9 protein-coding genes are annotated in these 11,573 nt (G+C 72.1%); 4 read left to right on the forward strand and 5 right to left on the reverse strand.

The window, feature by feature from the left end; translation table 11 throughout:
* Positions 1 to 35: 35 nt before the first annotated feature.
* Complete coding sequence (gene aceA, locus DEF28_RS01750; protein WP_114396475.1) at positions 36 to 1,334, reverse strand: isocitrate lyase; 1,299 nt, start codon at positions 1,332 to 1,334, stop codon at positions 36 to 38.
* A 220-nt stretch (positions 1,335 to 1,554) separates the two neighbouring features.
* On the opposite strand from aceA, the gene DEF28_RS01755 reads away from it, so the two are divergent.
* From DEF28_RS01755 to DEF28_RS01765, 3 genes are all read left to right on the forward strand, one after another.
* The gene (locus tag DEF28_RS01755) at positions 1,555 to 2,991 is read left to right on the forward strand and encodes a helix-turn-helix transcriptional regulator (protein ID WP_114396476.1); all 1,437 of its coding nucleotides are present in this window, start codon (positions 1,555 to 1,557) and stop codon (positions 2,989 to 2,991) included.
* 105 nt (positions 2,992 to 3,096) lie between these two features.
* The gene (locus DEF28_RS01760; protein WP_114396477.1) at positions 3,097 to 3,504 is read left to right on the forward strand and encodes a VOC family protein; all 408 of its coding nucleotides are present in this window, start codon (positions 3,097 to 3,099) and stop codon (positions 3,502 to 3,504) included.
* 137 nt (positions 3,505 to 3,641) lie between these two features.
* Entirely contained in the window at positions 3,642 to 4,895 is a 1,254-nt protein-coding gene (locus DEF28_RS01765; RefSeq protein ID WP_114396478.1) for an acyl-CoA dehydrogenase family protein, read from the forward strand.
* A gap of 432 nt (positions 4,896 to 5,327) precedes the next feature.
* Here the strand turns inward: DEF28_RS01765 and DEF28_RS01770 are convergent, their stop codons facing one another.
* The 3 genes from DEF28_RS01770 to DEF28_RS01780 all read right to left on the reverse strand — a co-directional run bounded on the left by DEF28_RS01770 (position 5,328) and on the right by DEF28_RS01780 (position 8,457).
* On the reverse strand, positions 5,328 to 6,413 hold the full coding sequence (locus tag DEF28_RS01770) for a Gfo/Idh/MocA family protein (RefSeq protein ID WP_233515036.1): 1,086 nt from the start codon (positions 6,411 to 6,413) through the stop codon (positions 5,328 to 5,330).
* Positions 6,414 to 6,551: 138 nt separating this feature from the next.
* The gene (locus tag DEF28_RS01775; protein WP_114396479.1) at positions 6,552 to 7,151 is read right to left on the reverse strand and encodes a TetR/AcrR family transcriptional regulator; all 600 of its coding nucleotides are present in this window, start codon (positions 7,149 to 7,151) and stop codon (positions 6,552 to 6,554) included.
* A 418-nt stretch (positions 7,152 to 7,569) separates the two neighbouring features.
* Positions 7,570 to 8,457, reverse strand: coding sequence for a helix-turn-helix transcriptional regulator (locus DEF28_RS01780; protein WP_114396495.1), 888 nt, complete (start codon positions 8,455 to 8,457; stop codon positions 7,570 to 7,572).
* A 104-nt stretch (positions 8,458 to 8,561) separates the two neighbouring features.
* Between DEF28_RS01780 and DEF28_RS01785 the strand changes: the two genes are divergently transcribed.
* Positions 8,562 to 10,067 carry an MFS transporter gene (locus DEF28_RS01785; RefSeq protein WP_233515037.1) on the forward strand — a complete coding sequence of 502 codons (1,506 nt, stop codon included), beginning with the start codon at positions 8,562 to 8,564 and terminating at the stop codon, positions 10,065 to 10,067.
* A gap of 49 nt (positions 10,068 to 10,116) precedes the next feature.
* Here DEF28_RS01785 and DEF28_RS01790 read toward each other — a convergent pair whose 3' ends face one another.
* Positions 10,117 to 11,529, reverse strand: a complete 1,413-nt coding sequence (locus DEF28_RS01790) for a pentapeptide repeat-containing protein (protein WP_114446093.1) — start codon at positions 11,527 to 11,529, stop codon at positions 10,117 to 10,119.
* Positions 11,530 to 11,573 lie beyond the last annotated feature (44 nt).

The following is an 11,573-nucleotide window of genomic DNA, read 5'->3' on the forward strand; positions in this document are numbered from 1 at the left end:
CGGGGCGGGCCGCCCGGGGACGAGGTCCGAGTCCGTCAGTGAGCCGCTGCGAACTGGTCCTCTTCGGTGGAGCCGGTGAGCGCCGTGGTGGAGGCGTCGGGGGTGATCGCCGTGCTGATCCGGTCGAAGTAGCCGGTACCGACCTCGCGCTGGTGGCGGGTGGCGGTGTAGCCGGCGGCCTCGTCGGCGAACTCCGCCTCCTGCAGCCGGACGTAGGCGCTCATCCCCTCCGTCGCGTAACCCTTGGCGAGGCGGAACATCGAGTGGTTGAGGGAGTGGAAGCCGGCCAGGGTGATGAACTGGAACCGGTAGCCCATGTGCCCGAGCTCGCGCTGGAACTTGGCGATCGTCGTGTCGTCCAGGTGCCGCCGCCAGTTGAACGACGGGGAGCAGTTGTAGGCGAGCAGCTGGTCGGGGTACTCGGCCTTGATCCGCTCGGCGAACCGGCGCGCCACCTCCAGGTCGGGGGTGGAGGTCTCCATCCACAGCAGGTCGGAGTAGGGGGCGTAGGCCAGCCCGCGCGCCACGCACGCGTCCAGGCCGTTGCGGACGCGGTAGAAGCCCTCGGCGGTGCGCTCTCCGGTGACGAACGGCCGGTCGCGCTCGTCGACGTCGCTGGTGATGAGCGTGGCGGCCTGGGCGTCGGTGCGCGCGATGACGAGCGTGGGGACCCCGGACACGTCGGCGGCGAGCCGGGCGGCGTTGAGCGTCCGGATGTGCTGGCCGGTCGGGATGAGCACCTTCCCGCCGAGGTGGCCGCACTTCTTCTCGGACGCGAGCTGGTCCTCCCAGTGCACCCCGGCGGCGCCCGCCGCGATCATCGCCCGCATCAGCTCGAAGGCGTTGAGCACCCCGCCGAACCCCGCCTCGGCGTCGGCGACGATCGGGGCCAGCCAGTGCGGGGCGTCCTCCTCGCCCTCCGACCAGCTGATCTGGTCGGCGCGCAGCAGCGCGTTGTTGATCCGGCGCACGACGCGCGGGACGGAGTCGGCGGGGTACAGGCTCTGGTCGGGGTAGGTCTGGCCGGCCTGGTTGGCGTCGGCGGCCACCTGCCAGCCGGACAGGTAGATCGCCTTGAGGCCGGCGCGCACCTGCTGGACCGCCTGGTTCCCGGTGAGCGCGCCCAGCGTGTTGACGTAGTCCTCGGTGTGCAGCAGCTCCCAGAGGCGCTCGGCGCCCAGGCGGGCCAGGGTGTGCTCCTCGGTGACCGAGCCGCGGAGCCGGACCACGTCGGCCGCGGTGTAGGTGCGCTCGATCCCGGCCCAGCGCGGACGCGTCTCCCACTCGTGTTGGAGCGCGGCGCTGGCCTCCTCGTACCGGCCGGTGATGCCCATGTCTCCCGCCTTCCGGTTGGTCCCGTCCAGGTCTGGCCGGCTGGAGATCCCACGGTCGGGCGGCCCGTCTCCCCGGGCCGGCCGACCGATCTGTTCCCCGCCGGTGCCCATGATTCTTCGCAAAGATCGCGGGTTTTTCGACGCGCGTGCTAGTGAAGATTCGCGATTATTTCTCTACGCTGAACGCATGTCGTACTTTGGGACCGAAGAAATACCGACTTTGCCGACTGATCTCGACCTCGTGACGTTCGGGCAGCGGCTGCGGCACCTGCGACGCGCGCGGGGTATGACCCTGTCGGATCTCGGCAGCCGGGTCGGTCGGGCGCCGTCCCAGCTGTCGCTGCTGGAGAACGGCAAGCGGGAGCCGAAGCTGTCGCTGCTCACCTCGCTGGCCCAGGCCCTCGGGGTCTCGGTGGAGGAGCTGCTCTCCCGGCAGCCGCCGAGCCGCCGAGCCCAGCTGGAGATCTCGGTCGAGGAGGCGCAGCGCGACCCGGTGTACCGGTCGCTCAACCTCCCGCACCTGAAGATCGGCAAGCGGGTGCCCAACGACGTGCTGGAGCACATCGTCGGCCTGTACGAGGAGCTGAAGCGGCGCAGCGCCAAGCCGACGGCCACCCCCGAGGAGGCCCGCCGCGCCAACGCCCAGCTGCGCCGCCAGATGCGCGAGCGCGACAACTACTTCGAGGGCATCGAGAAGGTCGCGCAGGAGACGCTCGACGCCATCGGCTACCGCGGCGGGGCCCTCTCCCAGGGGCAGATCCTCTCGATCGTCACCCACCACGGGTTCACGCTGCGCTACGTGCAGGACCTGCCGCGCTCGGTCCGCTCCGTCACCGACATCCGCGACCGGCGGCTCTACCTCAAGCGCGAGTCGCTGGGCATGCACACCCCGCGCACCATCCTGCTGCAGACGCTCGGCCACTTCCTGCTCGGGCACGCGCAGCCCCGCGACTTCGCCGACTTCCTCCGGCAGCGGGTGGAGGCCAACTACTTCGCCGCCGCCGTCCTCATCCCCGAGTCGACCGCCGTTCCCTACCTGCTGGAGGCCCAGCAGGCCCGCGACCTCTCCGTGGAGGACCTGCGCGACGTCTACTCGGTCTCCTACGAGACGGCCGCCCACCGGTTCACCAACCTGGCCACCCGGCACCTGGACCTCGTCTGCCACTTCATCCGCAACGACGAGACCGGGCTCATCTACAAGGCCTACGAGAACGACGGGCTCATCTTCCCCACGGACGACACCGGCGCGATCGAGGGGCAGCGGATGTGCCGGTACTGGTCGGGACGGCAGGTGTTCGCCTCACCGGACCGCTACTCGATCTACTACCAGTACACCGACAAGCCCAACGGCACGCACTTCTGCGTCGCGCACGTCGACCCCAGCCGGGAGCGCAACTTCGCGATCACCCTCGGCGTGCCCTACAAGGAGTCGCGCTGGTTCCGCGGCCGGGAGACCACCCACCGCACCAAGTCGGCCTGCCCCACCGGCGAGTGCTGCGTCCGGCCGCCGGCCGAGCTAGCCGCGCGCTGGGAGGGCAACGTGTGGCCGTCGGCGCGGGCGCACTCCCACGTGCTCGCCGCGCTGCCGCCCGGCACCTTCCCCGGTGTGGACGAGACCGACGTCTACACCTTCCTCGAACGCTACGCGGCGGAGTAGCCGGGCGCCGCCCGCTCCGGCCGCGACCGGCGCGTCGGCGGCGCCGCGGCCCCGAGCGGCGTAACCTCGGTCGCGACCAGCCGCCGGTCCGAGAAGGAGCAGGTCATGACCCCAACGGCGACTCCGAGCATCATCCCGGTGCTGCGCTACCGCGACGCCCCGGCCGCCATCGACTTCCTCACCACCGCGTTCGGCTTCACCCTGGAGTTCCGCCATCCGGAGCGGGGAGAGCGGGTCGACCACGCCGAACTGCGGTTCGGTGACGGGATCATCATGGTCGGCTCGCCACGGGAGGGCGCCGACCCGGCTCTCGCCGACCCGCGCCCGCAGGCGGTCTTCGTGGTGGTGCCCGACCCCGACGAGCACCACCGCCGTGCCGTGGCGGCGGGCGCCGAGATCGTCGGGCCCCCGGAGGACATGCCCTACGGTGCGCGCGAGTACATGGCCCGCGACCCGGCCGGGAACTGCTGGGCCTTCGGCACCTACTGGCGCGACGGGCAGCGCTCCGGCTGAGAGGTCCGGGCTCGCGCAGGGGGCGGTGGGGCGGAACGGCGCTTTGTGTTACCGTCGGTAACACGGGCGGCTGCGCCGCCCGCCGGTGACCCACCGCCGGTGCCCCGGCCGGCGGGCCGCAGCGAAGGGCGTGGCGCATGAGCGACGACATCGACCAGGAGCCGGCCGCCGGCCCGCGACCCGGGTTCGGCTTCGAACCGAGCGCGGACGTGCGCGAGGTCCGCGACTGGGTGCACGGCTTCGCCCGAGACGTGGTCCGCCCGGCCGCCGCCGAGTGGGACGAGCGCGAGGAGACGCCGTGGCCGATCCTGCGCGAGGCGGCGAGGATCGGCCTGTACTCGCTGGACTTCTTCGCCACCCAGTGGTTCGAGCCGAGCGGGGTCGCCATCCCCGTCGTGTACGAGGAGCTGTTCTGGGGGGACCCCGGGATCGGGCTGGCGCTCACCGGGACCACGCTCGCGGCGGTCGCGATCGCCGCCAACGGCACCCAGGAGCAGCTGCTGGAGTGGGTCCCGCAGATGTTCGGTGACGCCGACGACGTCCGGCTCGGCGCCTTCTGCTCGTCCGAGCCCGACGCGGGCAGCGACGTCGGCGCGATCCGCACCCGCGCCCGCTACGACGAGGCCGCGGACGAGTGGGTGCTGGACGGGGTCAAGACCTGGGCAACCAACGGCGGCATCGCCGACGTCCACGTGGTCGTGGCGTCGGTCGACCCGGAGCTGGGTACGCGGGGGCAGGCGAGCTTCGTCGTGCCGCCCGGGACACCGGGACTCTCCCAGGGCCAGAGGTTCCGCAAGCACGGCATCCGCGCCTCGCACACCGCCGAGGTGGTGCTGGACGGCGTGCGGGTACCGGGCCGCTGCCTGCTCGGCGGCCGGGAGCGGCTGACCGAGCGGCTGGCCCGGGCACGCGAGGGCGGGCGCGCCGGCGGGCAGGTGGCGATGCGGACCTTCGAGGCGTCGCGCCCCACCGTGGGCGCCATGGCCGTGGGGTGCGCCCGCGCGGCGTTCGAGTGCGCGCGGGACTACGCCGGCGAGCGCGAGCAGTTCGGCCGCCCCATCGGGGACAACCAGGCGGTCGCCTTCACCCTCGCCGACATGGCCACCCGCATCGACGCGGCCCGCCTCCTCGTCTGGCGCGCCGCCTGGCTGAGCCGCACCGGCCGGGACTTCCGCCAGGCCGAGGGCTCGATGAGCAAGCTCTTCGCCAGTGAGACCGCGGTATGGGTGACCCAGGAGGCGGTGCGCATCCTCGGCGGCAACGGGTACACGAGGGAGTTCCCGGCGGAGCGCTGGCACCGGGACGCCGCCGTCTTCACGATCTTCGAGGGGGCCAGTGAGATCCAGCGCCTCATCATCGGCCGCGCGGTCACGGGCCTGCCGGTGCGGTGACGTTACCGCTGGTGGGGGACGCCTCTCGAAGGGGCGTTCCAGGTGGCGGACACGTTGGGCGCTGACGGAGCACGGGAGAGTCGCCAGCGCGGGGCGCCCGTTCCAGGTGGCCCCTGGGGCCAGCGGGTAGCTGCCGTCGACGAAGTCGCGGGACTGCGGTCCAGAGCTGAGGCCCGCGCGCCGCCGCGCAACAGATCGTGTCCCCGTTCATCCGCGCGCGTCGGTGACTGCTGGCCGGGGACCGCCCCCGGGAGTGGTTTCCGCCGGGGGCCCGTGCGGATCGGACACGCGGCAGGGTGAGTACCGGGCGCTCCTCCCCCGGCGTCACCTCCCGCGGCGGTCCCCGGGCGGCGGCACCTGGTGAGGTGCGCGTGGGGAGGGCGGGTCGGCGACACGAGGAGGCCGTCCGGCCGCGGTGGCGACCAGCCTCGGTCAGGCCAGCTCGGGCACCGGCACGGGGCGGGAGCCGTTGCGCAGGGATTGCGCGCCGGCCACACCGACGAGTGAGGCGGCGACGGCGGCGCGGACGCCGACCAGCGGCGGTTCGCCCCGCTCCATGGTCGCCTGGAACGCCTGAAGCAGCAGCACCGTGCCCTCGGCGGTGCGCTCCACCGTTGTTCCGTTCAGGGTCAGCGGAGGGGGCACCCGGACCTCGTCGCGGGTGACGCCCCCCGGGCTGGCCCATGCCTCCGCTCTGAAGCGGACCGACCATGCCTGTTCGCCCGGTCCGCGGACGGATTCGGCCAGCGCGCGGCTGCCGCGCACGGAGAGCCAACTCCAGTGGCTGTCCGGCTCGCCCTGGAGGAATCCGTGGCGGGTGACGGCCAGGGCGCCGGTGGACAGCCGCACCGTCATCACGACCGCGGCCCGCGGATCGGCCTCGTCGACGGAGAACGCGCTGACCTCCCGGGGCCAGGCGTCCGTGACCGCCAGCACCGGGGAGACGGTGTGGGTGCAGTAGGCGGTCGCGGCGATACGCCCCCGCCAGTGGGTGGAGTCGCCGATCAGCGCGGCGACCGTCTCCGGTGACATGCCGTGCAGGTAGTCGGCCTCGACCAGGCCCACCCGTCCCACCTCGCCGGTCTCGACCGCCGCCCGGACCAGGCGTACGTGCGGGTGGAGGACGTAGTTCTCGGCGAAGGAGTAGGTCGCCGAGGAACTCTCCGCCGCCGCGATGAGCCGGCGTCCTTCCTCGTAGCTGGTGCACGCCGCCGCTTCGGACAGCACGTGCACGCCCCGCGCGAGGAAGGCGAGCGCGAGCGGGGCGTGGGCGTCGAAGTCGTTCGCGAGCACCACGCCGTCGAGTCCCAGCGTCAACAGGTCCTGCCAGCGCTCGGTGACGTCCGCTTCCGGCAGCTGCTCCTTCGCGGCGGCGAGCCGATCAGGGGCGCGGTCGCACACCGCGGCCACGTCCATGCCCACCTGGCGGCACCACTTCGCCAGGTAGAGCCCCATCTTGAGCCCCACCACTCCCACTCGCACGCCGAGATCCTCGCCGAGCTCCTCGTCATCGTGCAACTCGATTAGTGCGTGGCGGCGCACCCCATGGCCGTTGCGCCCCCGACCTCAGCGCCGGACGGCCGGCGCACCCCGCCCGTGGCGCTCCGGGGAGCGCGCGGGCCGCTCCGCGGCGTTCCGGGCTGGCTGCCGAACGGGTCAGGGGCGGAAGGCTCTGAGCGTGATGTCGACAAGGGAGTCGGCGTACTCCGCGGTGAGCGGGCCCGAGCGGTGCAGCCAGCGCTGGAAGAGGGGCGCGTAGAGCACCTCCAGGACCAGGTCCAGGTCGGCGTCGGCGGCGAGCTGGCCCGCCCGCTGGGCGCTGCGCAGGCGCTCCTTCTTGGCCTCGTCGACGGGCCGGGCGAGCTTCTCCCGGTACTGGGCGGCCAGGTCCGGATCGTTGATGATCTCGTTGTTGAGCGCCCGGATCGGCTTGTCGAACTCGGCGTCGGCGAACTCCGCGGCGGTCGCGCGCATGACCGTCTTGAGGTCGGCCTCGATGTCACCGGTGTCGGGCAGCGCCATGCCCTGCCCCTCGTGGCCCTCGCTGAGCGCCAGGAAGGCGTCGAAGATCACCGCGCCTTTGGACGGCCACCAGCGGTAGATCGTCTGCTTGCCGACCCCGGCCCGGGCCGCGATGGTCTCGATCGCGACCTTGCCGTATCCGACTTCGGAGACCAGTGCGCGGGTGGCCTCCAGGATCGCCTGCCGCGACCGTTCGCTGCGCCGGGAGTGGTCCGGCTTCCTGGTATCGGGCATGGGCCCAGGCTACCAGGGTGACGAGACGGGACGGTTCGTTTTGAAGTGCCGTGCCGTATTCGCCACACCGAGCTGTCGAGGCGAGACGGTTCGTCTCATTTAGGGGATCCATGACCGATGCCAGAGGACGGAGGGCCACCGGTTCCCCGCCCCGTCCCGCCCCCTCGCGCCCGGTGCGGCGGGAACGCGTTCGCGCAGGCGCCGCGAGCTCTCGTAGAACTTCCTGGCCGACCGCACCGCCCTGCACCGCTTCGTCCGGACCGCCGGGCCGCGCCCGGGCGACGTGGTCGTCGAGCCCGGCGCCGGCGACGGCCGGATCACCGCGGCGCTGGCCCGCGCGGGCGGGTGGACGCGGTGTTCCGCGCGGCCGGCCTGGACCATTCGGCGGTCGTGGCGTTCGTGCACCCCGGCCAGCGGATCACGCTGTTCGGCGTTCTGGGGCCTGCGCAGGTCGCCCGGAACCCTCCCCAGCGATGCGGCGCGTGAGGCGGCGGAGGGCGTCGGCTGACGTGACGTCATTGGGGGTGTAGATCTCAAGGCGGTGGTCTGGGCTGTCGGGCTGGAGCCACACCTGGTAGGCGACGCTCGCGGTACCGACGGTGGGGTGCTGCAGGTGCATGTCGCCGGTAGTGCAGTCTGCGACCTCCCCGGTCGCCCACATCTGGGCGAACTGATCGCTGCGCATGGCGAGCTCGCCGATCAGGTTCGCCAGTCGTGCGTCGTTGGGGAATCGGCCGGCGGTGAGTCTCAGGTACGCGACGTGGACGCGTGCGAGTTCGTCCCAGTTGCGGTGCAGGTCCCGGGTGAGGGCGTCGAGGAAGAACATTCTCGGGATGGAGGGACGGCCTTCGAGGGCGCTTGGCGCGTCGAAGTCCACGTGCTCGGCGAGCAGCGCGTGCCCCGTGCGGTTCCAGGCGAGCACGTCCCCGCGCCTGCCGAGCAGAACCGCGGGAGTCGCCTCAGCCAACGAGTCGAGCAGCGCGAGCACACGGGGGTGGGGGTGTTCGAGGGGCGGTTCGGCGAGGCCGGTTCGACCGGCCTGGCGGGCGAGGTTGTGCAGGTGAGCCGTCTCGACGTCGTCGAGTTCGAGCACCCGGGCCAGGGCGTCGAGGACCTGCGCTGAGGCCGTACCGGCTTGGTCCTGCTCGAGCCTCGTGTAGTAGCCGGCGCTGACGCCAGCGAGGTGGGCCAATTCCTCCCGGCGCAGACCCGGAACGCGTCGGCTGCTGCCGTAGGTGCGTAGCCCGATCGCGTCCGGGGTGACCTGGTCGCGGCGGCTCTTCAAGAATGCTCCGAGGCTCTCCACGTCCTTGAGCGTAGACACGTACCGCGGCGCTGTGCGTGCACCTGCTGGGTGTACCCACCCCGGGTGTCTGGCTGCCCCCGTCCCGGGCCGGGAGCGTTGACGGTGTGACTCAACGATCTTCTGCCACGTCAGGTGCGGGCAACCTCCGGGCCTGGCTCGGTCTGCTCGTCGTTCTCGGTCCGGTGCTGCTGGTCTCCATGGACGGGTCCATCCTGTTCCTCGCGATGCCCCGGGTCAGCCAAGCGCTGAACCCCAGCGCCGACCAAGCACTGTGGATCCTCGACATCTACGGCTTCGCCGTCGGATCCCTCCTCGTCGCGTTCGGGAACATCGGTGACCGCTACGGACGTCTCCGACTCCTCATGATCGGCGTGAGCTTCTTCGGCCTCGCATCGGCTGCTGCCGCGTTCGCGCCCACGCCCGAACTGCTCGTCGCCGCGCGCGCCGTCATGGGGATCGCCGGCGCGACACTGCTCCCATCCGCGCTGGCGGTCCTCAGCGAGTTGTTCACCGACCCGAAGCGACGGGCTCAGGCCATCGGCATCTTCGCCGCGGCCTTCGCCGCCGGCTTCGCGATCGGCCCGGTCCTAGGCGGCGTACTCCTGGAGCGCTTCTGGTGGGGATCGGTTTTCTTGGTCAACCTGCCCGTCATTGGCCTGTTCCTCTTCTTCGCCCCCGTGCTGCTGCGCGAAGTCCGAGCTACCCGTCCGGGACGTATCGACGCGATCAGCGTCGTGACCTCTGCCGTCGGGCTCCTGCTGGCGATCTACGGCATCAAGCACGCAGCCGCCGAGGGCCTGACCCTGTCCGCTGTCGCCTCCGCGGTCCTGGGCACCGCGGTGCTGGCGTGGTTCGGTCTCCGGCAGCGGCGACTTGAGCACCCGCTCATCGACTTCTCCCTCTTCCGCGACCGAACCTTCACTGTCGCCGTCATCACTGGCCTTCTGCCGCTCGCGGCTTGGTCGGCCGCCGCCTACCTGGCCGGGATCTACCTGCAGTCCGTCCTCGACGTCCCGGTCCTCCAAGCAGCGCTCCTGGCGCTTCCAGGAGCAGCCGTGCTCACCACCACCTGCGTCGTCACCCCGATGGTCGTCGACCGCGTCGGCAAGCGCACCGCACTGCTCGTATGCCACTTCTCCATCGCCGTCGGCCTGCTCCTGCTGCTTCCCACCACCGTCACGGGCGGGATTGGCTGGTACGTCGCGTCCACTGCGGTGGCTGGCATCGGCTACGGCATCTCTTTCGCCGTCGTCGCCGACACCGCCGTCGCCGCCGTACCTCCCGAACGCGCCGGATCAGCCGGTGCGATCGCCGAGACCAGCAATGAGATCGGCAACGCACTCGGCATCGCATTGCTCGGGTCGTTCGCCGCCCTGCTGTTCCGCCTCCAGGGCCCCGACCTCGCCCCCACGCTCGACGAGACACTCCAGTTGCCCGACCTGGCAACGGCGGTCGTGGCCGACGCCAAGTCGGCCTTTCTCACCGGACTGCACATCGCCGCAGCAACGGCCAGCTTCCTGCACCTCGTCCTCGGCCTCCTCGCGTTGCGTTGGTTGCCCCGAGGGAGCGCGGCCACCACGGCTGCCCATGAATCGGCAGCGGCCCGATGACCCACACCAACGCGCCACTCTCCGTCGAAGGCGTCCAGCCCCCATACACCTAGACGCCGCCGGGGTCCGCGGGGTGCTGCCAGCGCTGGGGCCACCCCGCCACCACCCCCGGCCGGGCGCCCTCCCTGGCTTCGAGCAGGCCCTCGGGGCGCGGTCCCACCGCGTCGTTGAAGCGGACCCGGCCGCTGCGGAAGACGGCCTTGCCGAAGTTCACCGCGGTGCCGCTGGCGAAGGCGGCATCGGCGAAGGACACGGCGGATCCGTCGAAGAGCGTGTAGCCGAAGTCCACGTGCTCGCCGGCGAAGGTGGCGTTGTCGAACCGCACGACGCTCCCGGCGAAGGCGCACTGGCGGAAGGACACGACGCCCCTGCCCGGGGCGGTGCCGCCGGAGGTCCTCGCCATCGCGGAGGCGCGGGCGCTGGCAGGCCCGCCGCGCCCGCCGGGGAAGGCGGCGGAGCGGAAGGACACGGACCTGCCGGAGAAGCCGGCGTCCCGGAAGTCCACGGTGGGGAAGGTGGCGGCGCTGAAATCCACGGCGCCGCTGGTGAACTCGGCGTTGTCGAAGGACACCGTGCTGCCGGTGAAGACGGCTCCCGTGAAGGAACCCCCGTCGAAGACCGCGTCGGTGAAGTCGTAGTTCCTGCCGCGCCAACGGGTGGGGTTGTCCTTGCCCAGGTGGTTGCTGATGAGCCGGATGACGGTGTGCCGCACTTCGCGGAACGCGAAGAACTCCAGCCGCTCCCGGCGGTGCTCGGCCCGGGCCGCCTGGTCGGCGCCGTCGGGCAGCGGCTCGGGCTCGGGGGTGTAGGGCATGCGCAGGTAGGCGCACAGCACGTCGATGACCATCTGCACGAGGGCGTCGGTGGGGGCGTCGTCGGCGAGGTTGGCCAGGGCGTGGACGGCGCCGAGGCGCACGGCCGCGTGCTCGCTGCCGAGGTTGGCGTAGGCCGTGGTGAAGCGCTCGTTGAACAGCCGGGTCTCCTCCCGGCGGTTCTCGGCTTCGGTGGCGCGCTGCCGGCGGTAGGAGATGATCAGCAGCGCGACCCCGCCCAGGCCGGCGACGATGCCGAAGGCCCGGGTCGCGACCGCGTCCAATGCCCTCGGTGTGAGGGTGTCGGGCGGGTCCCAGGCGGGGGTCCCCAAGAGGATCCAGGCGCCGAGCGTCATCAGCGCGACCGCTCCGGCGGCCACGACCCAGGCGACCAGGATCAACCGGGCCAGCCGCATCGACGCGATCCGCCCGCGGCGCAGCCCGTACCCGCCGAGCGCCGCGAGCGCGGCGCACACCACCAGGAGCACGCCCCGAACCGCCTGCGGGGTGCCCACCAGGTCCCACACCGAGGCCGCGACCGGCCACAGCGCCGCGAGTGCGCCCGCGAGCGCCACCGCGATGGCCGCTGCCCAGATGCCCCGGGTCCCCGGGCCGCCGGATCGGCGGGGGGAGGTGTCGGACGGCTCCATGCGGCACACCGTAGCCGCGCGGAGTCAGCGCTAGGGGACCCGCC

The sequence above is a fragment of the Marinitenerispora sediminis genome (genome assembly GCF_003336425.1).
In the GTDB taxonomy this organism is placed as follows: Bacteria; Actinomycetota; Actinomycetes; order Streptosporangiales; family Streptosporangiaceae; genus Marinitenerispora; species Marinitenerispora sediminis.

What these genes read in the sequence shown, in the direction of transcription:
- aceA (WP_114396475.1), bottom strand. Translation starts at nt 1,334, where the DNA reads ATGGGCATCACCGGCCGGTACGAGGAGGCCAGCGCCGCGCTCCAACAC.
- DEF28_RS01760 (WP_114396477.1), top strand. Translation starts at nt 3,097, where the DNA reads ATGACCCCAACGGCGACTCCGAGCATCATCCCGGTGCTGCGCTACCGC.
- DEF28_RS01790 (WP_114446093.1), bottom strand. Translation starts at nt 11,529, where the DNA reads ATGGAGCCGTCCGACACCTCCCCCCGCCGATCCGGCGGCCCGGGGACC.
- DEF28_RS01775 (WP_114396479.1), bottom strand. Translation starts at nt 7,151, where the DNA reads ATGCCCGATACCAGGAAGCCGGACCACTCCCGGCGCAGCGAACGGTCG.
- DEF28_RS01765 (WP_114396478.1), top strand. Translation starts at nt 3,642, where the DNA reads ATGAGCGACGACATCGACCAGGAGCCGGCCGCCGGCCCGCGACCCGGG.